This window comes from Streptomyces sp. NPDC059037 (genome assembly GCF_042740015.1).
Classification (GTDB): Bacteria; Actinomycetota; Actinomycetes; order Streptomycetales; family Streptomycetaceae; genus Streptomyces.
The window spans coordinates 1-9,684 of the sequence record NZ_JBHYIG010000339.1; the positions used below are offsets into that span (position 1 = coordinate 1).

The window sequence follows — 9,684 nt, forward strand, 5'->3', positions numbered from 1 at the left end:
GCGATATTGTCTCCCGACCCTTGGCCTGGCCGATCGTGGAGGGGGCGCGTGTTCTGTGATGTGCGCCCGGGGGCGGGGGCCGGTCTCCGAGGCCCGGCCGGACTGTCCCGCCGGGGCCTGCGGCCGGCCGCAGGGCTGCTGTCCATATCCCTGCTCGCCGGGTGCGGGGTGATCTCGTCCGACGGTGAGGACGAGGAGCAGCAGATCACCGTCGGCACCATGAGTGCCCCCAGCACCCTCGACCCCGCGGCAGCCTGGGACAGCTCCTGGGAGCTGTACCGGAACGTCTTCCAGACGCTGCTGAGCTTCCCGACCGGGGCCGCGGAGCCCGAGCCGGACGCGGCCGAGTCCTGCAAGTTCGCCGATGCGACCAACACGGTCTTCACCTGCGAACTGCGCGATGACCTGAAGTTCTCCGACGGTCACGAGCTCGACGCCAAGGCCGTCAAGTACACCTTCGACCGCATGCGGCGCATCGACGTCGAGGGCGGGCCCGCGGGTCTGCTCGGATCGCTCGACAAGGTCGAGACGAAGGGTGACCGGACGGTCGTATTCCGGCTCAAGAAGTCGGACGCCACCTTCCCGTTCGTGCTCTCGACGCCGGCCATGTCGATCGTCGACCCCAATGAGTACCCGGCCGACAAGGTCCGTGAGGGCAACGAGATCTCCGGGTCGGGACCGTACGCCCTGGAGTCGTACAAGCCCGGCGACCGGGCGGAGCTGGTCAAGAACTCCGAGTACAAGGGCTCGGCGGACCGCAAGAACGACGCGGTCACGATCCGCTACTTCAAGAAGTCGACCGCCATGGTCTCGGCTCTCAAGAACAAGCAGATCGACGTGACCTTCCGCGGCCTCGCCTCCAAGGACATCGTCGAGATGCAGGGCAAGCACCGGCGCGAGGGCATCCAGCTGGTCGAGGGCGCGGGCACCGAGATCCGCTACCTGGTGTTCAACCCCGACGACCCCTGGGCCAGGAAGAAGCCGGTACGCCAGGCCTTCGCCCAGGTCATCGACCGTGGGGCGATCGCCCACAAGATCTACCAGGACACCGTCGAACCGCTGTACTCGATGGTCCCCCAGGGCCTGACCGGGCACGGCACCGGCTTCTTCGACGACTACGGAGACCCCAGCACGGCCAAGGCGAAGCAGATCCTCCAGAAGGCGGGCATCAGCGCGCCGGTGCCGCTCACGCTCTGGTACACGACCGACCGCTACGGCTCGGCCACCGCACCCGAGTTCGCCGAGATCAAGCGGCAGCTAGAGGCGTCGGGCCTGTTCAAGATCACGCTCAAGAGCCGTCCCTGGACGGAGTTCGACGCGGGCACCAAGAAGGGCGAGTACCCGGTCTTCGGCCGTGGCTGGTTCCCCGACTTCCCCGACGCGGAGAACTTCATCGCGCCGTTCATCGGCGAGAAGAACGTGCTCAACACGCCTTATCCGGTGCCGGAGATCACCGACGAGGTCCTGCCGCACTCACGCCGTGAGGCCGACCGCGGTGCCGTGGCCGACGACTTCGAGCGGGCGCAGCAGCTCCTCGTCGACGACGCGCGGCTGCTGCCGCTGTGGCAGGGCAAGCAGTACATCATGGCCAGCGAGGAGATCGCGGGCGGCGAGCGTGCCCTCGACCCGTCGGCGATCATGATGATGTGGGAGCTGCAGCGCAAGACCAGCTGGTAGGCGCGAGACCACTTGGTCAGGGCGGCGGGCAGCAGGGTGAACGGATCGATTGTCAGTGGTCGCCGGTAGGTTCTGTGGTGAGAAGTGACCGCACACCGGAGGTTGTTGACGTGACCGACATCGCCATGCTGCCCGCGTCCTGGCGCGGAGTCCTCGGCGAGGAGCTGCAGAAGCCCTACTTCAAGGAGCTCATCGAGTTCGTCGAGGAAGAGCGCGAGAAGGGTCCCGTCTACCCTCCGCGCGACGAGGTGTTCGCCGCCCTCGACGCGACGCCGTACGACGACGTCAAGGTGCTCGTCCTCGGCCAGGACCCGTACCACGGGGAGGGCCAGGGCCACGGCCTCTGCTTCTCCGTGCGGCCCGGCGTGAAGACCCCGCCCTCGCTGCGGAACATCTACAAGGAGATGAAGGAAGAGCTCGGCCACCCGGTGCCGGACAACGGCTATCTGATGCCGTGGGCCCAGCAGGGCGTCCTGCTCCTGAACGCGGTGCTCACGGTCCGCGCCGGGGAGGCCAACTCCCACAAGGGCAAGGGCTGGGAGAAGTTCACGGACGCGGTCATCCGCGCGGTCGCCGACCGCCCCGACCCTGCCGTCTTCGTCCTGTGGGGCAACTACGCCCAGAAGAAGCTCCCGCTCATCGACGAGGAGCGGCACGTCGTGGTGAAGGGCGCGCACCCCTCGCCGCTCTCCGCGAAGAAGTTCTTCGGCTCGCACCCCTTCACCCAGATCGACAAGGCGGTGGCGGCGCAGGGGCACGAGCCGATCGACTGGCGCATCCCGGACATCGGCTGAGCTCAGCCGATGGCGTAGGTGAAGGTGTACGGCACGGTGGAGTCGCCGTGCCGCGCGGTGAACGAGCCGGTGCCGGCCAGGCCCGCCAACTCGCCCGAGCCCGAACCGGGGTGGACGGTCAGGGTGCAGCTGATGGTGCCGTCGGCGCCGAAGGAACCCCGCTGCTCCAGGACGAACGAGCCGCTGCGCCCGTCGATGCTCCCCTCGATGAACTCGTGGCCGGTAAAGGCGCCGGTGGTCTCGTCGGTGTAGACGAGCGTGTACTGGCACGAGGTGCCGGTGGCCCGGATGCCGCCGGTGAAGTCGTTGGTGACGGCGGCGTGCGCGATGCGTGCGCCGCCGTCCGCACCCGCGACGGGCTTCTCGTCCCACTGCGTGAAGGTGAAGTTGCCGGTGGCCGTGTTCGTGGTCGTCGTAGTCATAGGGGGTTCTCCCGGTCTGCTGGGGCTGTTGTCCGGCTCCGTGCCGGCCGATGAGAAGAGCTTGTCAGCGGTACCTGACACCTTCTGTCAGGTACCGGTGCAGACTTGCTCGCATGCGCGCCGACCGGCTTCTCGCCCTGCTCCTGCTGCTCCAGAACCGTGGGCGGATGACCGCGCCCGAACTCGCCGACGAGCTGGAGGTGTCGGTGCGGACCGTCTACCGGGACGTGGATGCGCTGGCCGCGTCCGGAGTGCCCGTGTACGCCGAGCGCGGCCCGGCGGGCGGCTTCCGGCTGATGGACGGCTATCGCACCCGGCTGACCGGCCTCACCGACGACGAGGCGGACTCGCTGGCCCTCGCGGGCATGCCGGCGGCCGCCGCCGATCTCGGCCTGGGGGCCGAACTGGTCACCGCCCAGCTCAAGTTGGGTGCCGCACTGCCTGCCGGGCTCGGTGAGCGGTCCCGGCGGATCCAGGAGCGCTTCCTGCTCGACGCCGAGGGCTGGTTCCGGGCGGCCGACCCCGCGCCGCTGCTGCCCGTCGTCGCCGACGCCGTGTGGCGGCGACGGGTCCTGCGGGCGCACTACCGACGCTGGGGCGGCGAGGTGCACCGCGAACTGCACCCCCTGGGTCTCGTCCTCAAGGCGGGCAACTGGTACCTGGTGGCGACCGCCGACGGCACCGTGCGCACGTACCGCGTCTCGCGCTTCCTGGACGTGACGGCGGAGGACCAGGACGAGCCGTCCGAGCGCCCCGCTGGGTTCGACCTGGCCGCGTACTGGCAGGCGGCCTCCCAGGACCTGCAGGCCCGGGTCCTGCGGGGCACGGCTCGGGTGCGGGTCTCCCCGGCGGGCCTTCGGCTGCTGCCCGCGCTGTTCGGGGCGGCCGGGGCGCGGGCCGTGGAGGCGGCCGGCGAACCGGACGCGGACGGCCGACGGGTGGTCGACCTCGACGTCGAGGCGCTGCCCGTCGCCGTCGGCGACCTGCTCAGGCTCGGCCTCGAAGCCGAGGTGCTCGGACCGCCCGAACTCCGCGCCGAACTGGCGAGAACCGTCACCGGGCTGGCCCAGCGGTACGCGTGAGCACCTCGCTTCCGACCGCGCCTGACCGTGATTGTCAGTGGGTGCGGTTAGCGTCGGGATCGGTTTGGGCGATGGGCGTACGAGTGTGGAGGATCCGGTGGCGGAGCAGCAGGAGCAGGCGGCGGAAGACGCCATGATGACGCGGATCGGGCAGGCGGTCATGCTGCACCACGGGGGCGACCGGGAGGAGGCGCGGGGCCGCTTCCTCGACCTGTGGTCGGAGATCGGCGAGGCGGGCGACCCGCTGCACCGCTGCACGCTCGCGCACTACATGGCGGACACGCAGGAGGACCCCGCGGACGAACTGGCCTGGGACCTGCGGGCGTTGTCGGCCGCCGACGAGCTGACGGACGAGCGGCTGCACCAGCACCACCAGTCGGTCGCGGTCCGCGGCTTCTATCCCTCCCTGCACCTCAACCTGGCGGCCGACTACGTGAAGCTGGAGCGCCCCGAGGCGGCCCGCAGCCACATCCGCCGGGCGCGGGCGGCCGTGGGCACCTTGGGGGACGACGGGTACGGGGACGGGATCCGGGCGGCCATCGGCAGGCTGGAGCTGCGGTTGGGGGAGGGGAGCGAGGTGGAGTGAGCCGGGGCGGGCACGGCGGGGGCCGGGCGGCCGCGGGTCAACGTCCGTAGGTGCCCTCGCAGATGACGGCCTCGGGGCTGCCCGGCTGCCAGTTGCCGTACTCCTCGCCCAGGGCGCAGACGTCCAGGACGGTGGGCACGGCGGAGGGAAGCGCGGGTGGGGCAGGGGTTCCGGCGCGGTCGCTGCGGCGGTGCGGGGAATTGCCGGAGCGTTCGGGCTGTTCGTGCTGCTCTGGCTGCTCGGCGCGGGGTGTGCGGGGCGGTGCGGCGGGGACCGTCGCCGTGGCGCTGGGGGCCGGCCGGCGGGGCGGCCCGATGAGTTCGAGCGCCTCCCGTGCGGGGGCCTCCACGATCCGGGGGCGGGCGCTGCCGTGCGGGCGCGGCGCCGGGGGCGGGGCGGACACGGGGGCCGGTCCTTGCGCGGGCTTCCGCTCGACGCTCACACACCCGGAGACGGCGGTGACCGCCACGGATACCAGGAGCGTCGCGGTGGTCGTGGTGCGGTGCATTCGGGCAACTCTGCTGTGTGGTCCCGCCCTGCGGGAAGGGGACCGGGCCAAGGATGCCCCGCATGGGTGAAGGGGCGCGTCCGCTAGGGGGAGCCGGGGAGGGGGCCCGGTGCTCGGGATTGCCGCCCGATTACCCCAGCATCCCCCGCAGCAACTCCCGGAAGCCGGCGCGCAGTTCGTCCTCGCTCGGCACCATGGCGTGGTACGTGCCCGCCACGCACGAGAACAGCAGGCCGTCGGTCCACGCCACCAGTGCCAGCGTGTGCCGCTCGGGGTCCGGTGATCCCGCGGCCCGCAGCATGGCCGTCAGCGGCTCCCTGAACTGCGCCCCCGCCGCGTCGTAGTAGGACCGCAGCTCCGGTCGGCGGGTCGCCTCCAGGGCCAGCTCGTAGCGGGAGACGAGGAGTTGGCGGAAGCCGCCGGAGAGGTAGCGGTGCAGCGCCAGGGCGAGCGAGGCGATCAGCGCCTCACGGCCGCCTGCGGGGTCCGGCAGCTCGTCGGGATCGAGCACCTCCGCCTCGCGCTCCGCCTGCCGGCGCACCACCGTCTCCAGGAGCGCGAGGCGGGTGCGTGCGTGGTTCGACGTAGAGCCCTGCGGCAGCCCCGCCGCCTCGTCCACGGCCCGGTGTGTCAGGCCGCGCATGCCGCGCTCGGCGAGCAGGGCGAGCGCAGTGTCGGCGATCAGTTCGGCGCGCGGCGTCCCCGCGCTGCGTACGGACATGGGGGCAACCCTACCGCCATCCACTACAGGTGTAGTACGGTCGGGTCATCGCCCACTACAGGTGTAGTGGGTCGGGGGTGGAGGAGGAGCCATGGCCCAGGGACAGCGAGCGCGCAGGACCGAGCGGGGCGAGCGGCCGTACGCGGTCGTCATCGGCGCCGGCATCGGCGGCCTCACCGCCGCCATCGGCCTGCACCTGTCGGGCTGGCAGGTCACCGTCCTGGAGCGGGCGGCCACGCTGGAGCCCGTCGGCGCGGGCATCGGGCTCGCCCGCAACGCCCAGCGGGCCCTGGACGTCCTCGGCCTCGGCGATCGGGTCCGCGAGTTCGCGGCCTGGGAGGGCGGCGGCGGGATGCGCGCGCAGAACGGACGCTGGCTCGTGCGGGCCGGCGCCACGGGGGCCTTGCGGGAGTTCGGCGGCTCGCTCGTGATGCTGCACCGGGCGACCCTCGTCGACCTGCTCGTCTCCGCCCTGCCCGCGGACGCCCTGCGCACCGGGGTGCGCGCGCGGCTGGCCGACCCCGGCGCGGCCGATCGCAGGGCCGTCGTCTCCACCCGCGAAGGCGACGTCGAGGCCGACCTCGTGATCGGCGCCGACGGCATCAACTCGGCCGTGCGCACCGCCCTCTTCCCGGCGCATCCGCAGCCGGCGTACGCCGGATTCACCGCCTGGCGCCTCGTCGTCCCCGCCCCCGACCGCCCCTTCGAGCCGCACGAGACCTGGGGGCGCGGCGGAGTCTGGGGCACGCACCCGCTCAAGGGCGGCAGGATCTACGCGTACGGCACCGCCACCGTGCCCGAGGGCGGCCACAGCCCCGACGGCGAGAAGGCCGAGATGGCCCGCCGCTTCGCCGACTGGCACGACCCGATCCCCGCGATCATCGACGCCGCACGCCCCGAGGACATCCTGCGCAACGACGTACGCCACCTGACCACACCGCTCACCGCCTACCACCGGGGGCGGACCGCCCTCATCGGCGACGCCGCGCACGCGATGACGCCCTGCCTCGGCCAGGGCGGCAACCAGGCGATCGAGGACGCCGTGGTCCTCGCCCACCACGCGGCACCCGGCGGCGATCTGTCCGCCGGGCTCGCCGCCTACAGCGCGGTGCGGGTGCCGCGCACCACCGCGATCGTCCGGCAGGCGGCACGCACCGCCCGGCTGACCCATCTGACGGGCGCCCCGCTCATCGCCGTACGCAACACCCTCGTCGGCGCGGCGGCCCGCCTCGGCCCCGGCCTGATCCTGCGCGGCTTCGCCTCCATCGCCGACTGGCGCCCGCCGCAGCCGCCGTATGCTGCGGGAACGGAACGCGCACAGCAGGAGCAGCGCGTCGTACAGCGGTAGAGGAGACAGTGGTGAAGGTCGGCTGCATCGGACTCGGTGACATCGCGCAGAAGGCGTATCTGCCCGTGCTCACCACCCTGCCGGGAGTCGAACTGCACCTGCAGACGCGCACCCCCGCGACCCTCGCCCGGATCGCGGGCGTCCACCACATCCCCGACGAGCGTTGCCACACCGACCTGGACGCGCTGCTCGCCCAGGACCTGGACGCCGCGTTCGTGCACGCGTCGACCGCCGCGCACCCCGAGATCGTGACGCGGCTGCTCGAAGCGGGCGTGCCCGTCTACGTCGACAAGCCCCTCGCGTACGAACTCGCCGACTCCGAGCGGCTCGTGCGCCTCGCCGAGGAGCGCGGGACCAGCCTCGCCGTCGGCTTCAACCGCCGCCTCGCACCCGGCTACGCGCAGTGCCTCGATCACCCGCGCGAGCTGATCCTGATGCAGAAGAACCGCATCGGGCTGCCCGAGGACGTGCGCACCCTCGTCCTCGACGACTTCATCCACGTCGTCGACACGCTGCGCTTCCTGGCGCCGGGACCGATCGACCACGTCGGGGTGCGGGCCCGCATCGCGGACGGGCTCCTCGAGCACATCGTGCTGCAGCTCGCGGGCGACGGGTTCACGGCGATCGGCGTGATGAACCGGATGAGCGGCTCCACCGAGGAGATCCTCGAGGTCTCCGGACAGGACACCAAGCGGCAGGTGCTCAATCTCGCCGAGGTCGTCGACCACAAGGGCCAGCCCACCGTGCGGCGGCGTGGCGACTGGGTGCCGGTGGCCAGGCAGCGCGGCATCGAGCAGGTGGTGCTCGCCTTCCTCGACGCCGTGCGCGCCGGCAAGGTGCTCAGTGCCCGGGATGCGCTGGCGACCCATGAGCTGTGTGAGCGCGTGGTCCGCGCGGCTCAGGAGCAGGCCGCCTGAGCGAACGCAGGCCCTCGGTCGCGCACAGGGCGACGAGCACCGCGAAGGCCGCGTGCACGGGCCAGTCGCCGAACCTCACGTACGGCGTGACGCCCTTGGCCAGCGGTATCTCGTACGTCGCCGTGGCGCTCGCCGAGGTGCCGAGCGGGGTCCCCAGGCGCTCGCCGTCCGCGCCGTACACCGCCGAGACGCCGGTCAGTGTGGCGTGCACCATGGGGCGTCCCGTCTCGGCGGCCCGCACCGCCGCGAGCGAGGCGTGCTGCTCGGGGGCCCAGCTGGACTGGAACGTCGAGGTCGACGACTGCGCGAGCAGCAACTGGGCGCCCTCGCGCGTCAGATGGCGGCTCATGTCGGGGAACGCCGATTCGAAGCAGACCAGCGGCCCGACCTTGAGGCCGTCCCCGACGTTCATCACGACCGGACGTTCGCCGCGCATCCGGTCCTCGCCCGCCGCCTTGCCCACGGACGTCGCCCAGCCGAGGAGCGAGCGGGCGGGGACGTACTCGCCGAAGGGGACGAGCCGCATCTTGTCGTAGCGGTCACCGGTCGGTCCCTGCGGGCCTACCAGGACGGAGCTCTTGAAGATGCCGGGCCGGTCGGAACGGCGGGCGTCCACGTTCACCAGGATGTCGGCGCCCGTCTCGCGGGACAGTGCAGCTATCCGGCGGGCGACGTCGGGGCGCTGCGTCAGGTCGTGGCCGACGCTGCTCTCGCCCCAGACGACGAGGTCCAGGTCCTGGTCCGCCAGGGAGCGGGTCAGCGCCTCCTGGCGCGCGAGCCGCTTGTCCGCGCCGCCTGCCCCGTCGATCACGCCGGGCTGGACGACGGCGACCCGGATCCGTCCCGCGGGCTCGGGGCGCGGCGCCCAGGCCCAGGCGGACGTGGTGACCGTGGCGACGGTCACGAGCCCGGCGACGGCCGGAATGCGGGTCGTCCCGGGGGCCCGTCCGGCCTGCGCCACGACGAGTACGGCGACACCGACGTTGACGGCCACGATGAAGGCGCTGACCAGCCACACCCCGCCCACCGACGCGAGGCGCAGCGCGGGGTCGACCTGCCACTGGCTGGAGCCGAGCAGCCCCCAGGGGCCGCCCAAGCCCTCCCAGGACCTGACCAGTTCGACCATCAGCCAGCCGGACGGCAGGACGAGCAGCGCGGCCGCCGTCCGCCCCGGCGACGTGGCCCCGCCCAGGAAGTGCCGCACGAGACAGGCCCAGGGCACCCACAGCAGGCCCAGCAGCGCGGCGATGACGAGGGTGAACACATGCAGGCTCGGCAGCAGCCAGTGGTGCACGGCCACCATGAAACCGATGCCGCCGAGCCAGCCGTCGAGCGCGGCCCGGCGGCCCGTGCCCGCCGAGCGGGCGAGCAGGATCCACGGCACGAGCGCGACGTAGGCGAACCACCACAGAGCGGGAGCGGGGAAGGCGAGGGCCGGCAGTGCGCCGGCGAGCACGGCGAGGGCGCCGCGCCACCGGGCCGAAGCGAGCAGCTCCCTGCGCGCGGGGGGCGTCAGGCGGGCCCGCCACCCGTTCCGGTCGTCGCCGACTGCCTCCATGCAGCGCCTCCTCGGTCCTCGACGCCCGGTCGTGTTCCCAGTGTGCGCGCCCGGGACGATCTAGGACAGTG

General features: G+C 72.4%; 10 protein-coding genes. 6 read left to right on the plus strand and 4 right to left on the minus strand.

Features of this window, described 5'->3' with window-relative positions:
- The first annotated feature begins 102 nt into the window (after nt 1–102).
- On the plus strand, nt 103–1,677 hold the full coding sequence (locus tag ACFWY6_RS40625; protein WP_384701487.1) for an ABC transporter substrate-binding protein: 1,575 nt from the start codon (nt 103–105) through the stop codon (nt 1,675–1,677).
- Between the two features lie 110 nt (nt 1,678–1,787).
- Nucleotides 1,788–2,471, plus strand: coding sequence for a uracil-DNA glycosylase (ung, locus tag ACFWY6_RS40630; protein ID WP_384701465.1), 684 nt, complete (start codon nt 1,788–1,790; stop codon nt 2,469–2,471).
- 2 nt (nt 2,472–2,473) lie between these two features.
- Here the strand turns inward: ung and ACFWY6_RS40635 are convergent, their stop codons facing one another.
- Entirely contained in the window at nt 2,474–2,893 is a 420-nt protein-coding gene (locus ACFWY6_RS40635) for a DUF3224 domain-containing protein (RefSeq protein WP_384701468.1), read from the minus strand.
- Nucleotides 2,894–3,006: 113 nt separating this feature from the next.
- On the opposite strand from ACFWY6_RS40635, the gene ACFWY6_RS40640 reads away from it, so the two are divergent.
- Nucleotides 3,007–3,975 (plus strand): helix-turn-helix transcriptional regulator, encoded by a 969-nt coding sequence (locus ACFWY6_RS40640; protein WP_384701471.1) that lies wholly within the window; start codon nt 3,007–3,009, stop codon nt 3,973–3,975.
- Nucleotides 3,976–4,072: 97 nt separating this feature from the next.
- The gene (locus ACFWY6_RS40645) at nt 4,073–4,561 is read left to right on the plus strand and encodes a hypothetical protein (RefSeq protein WP_384701474.1); all 489 of its coding nucleotides are present in this window, start codon (nt 4,073–4,075) and stop codon (nt 4,559–4,561) included.
- A gap of 37 nt (nt 4,562–4,598) precedes the next feature.
- Here ACFWY6_RS40645 and ACFWY6_RS40650 read toward each other — a convergent pair whose 3' ends face one another.
- Together ACFWY6_RS40650 and ACFWY6_RS40655 are read right to left on the minus strand one after the other, a co-directional pair.
- On the minus strand, nt 4,599–5,069 hold the full coding sequence (locus tag ACFWY6_RS40650) for a hypothetical protein (RefSeq protein WP_384701477.1): 471 nt from the start codon (nt 5,067–5,069) through the stop codon (nt 4,599–4,601).
- A gap of 130 nt (nt 5,070–5,199) precedes the next feature.
- Nucleotides 5,200–5,790, minus strand: a complete 591-nt coding sequence (locus ACFWY6_RS40655; RefSeq protein ID WP_361818997.1) for a TetR/AcrR family transcriptional regulator — start codon at nt 5,788–5,790, stop codon at nt 5,200–5,202.
- Nucleotides 5,791–5,881: 91 nt separating this feature from the next.
- Between ACFWY6_RS40655 and ACFWY6_RS40660 the strand changes: the two genes are divergently transcribed.
- Nucleotides 5,882–7,138 carry an FAD-dependent monooxygenase gene (locus ACFWY6_RS40660; RefSeq protein ID WP_384701480.1) on the plus strand — a complete coding sequence of 419 codons (1,257 nt, stop codon included), beginning with the start codon at nt 5,882–5,884 and terminating at the stop codon, nt 7,136–7,138.
- Between the two features lie 11 nt (nt 7,139–7,149).
- Complete coding sequence (locus ACFWY6_RS40665; RefSeq protein ID WP_266869200.1) at nt 7,150–8,055, plus strand: Gfo/Idh/MocA family protein; 906 nt, start codon at nt 7,150–7,152, stop codon at nt 8,053–8,055.
- On the opposite strand, the gene lnt is transcribed toward ACFWY6_RS40665, so the two are convergent.
- Nucleotides 7,979–9,613 carry an apolipoprotein N-acyltransferase gene (gene lnt / locus ACFWY6_RS40670; RefSeq protein WP_384701484.1) on the minus strand — a complete coding sequence of 545 codons (1,635 nt, stop codon included), beginning with the start codon at nt 9,611–9,613 and terminating at the stop codon, nt 7,979–7,981. The genes ACFWY6_RS40665 and lnt overlap by 77 nt on opposite strands.
- Nucleotides 9,614–9,684 lie beyond the last annotated feature (71 nt).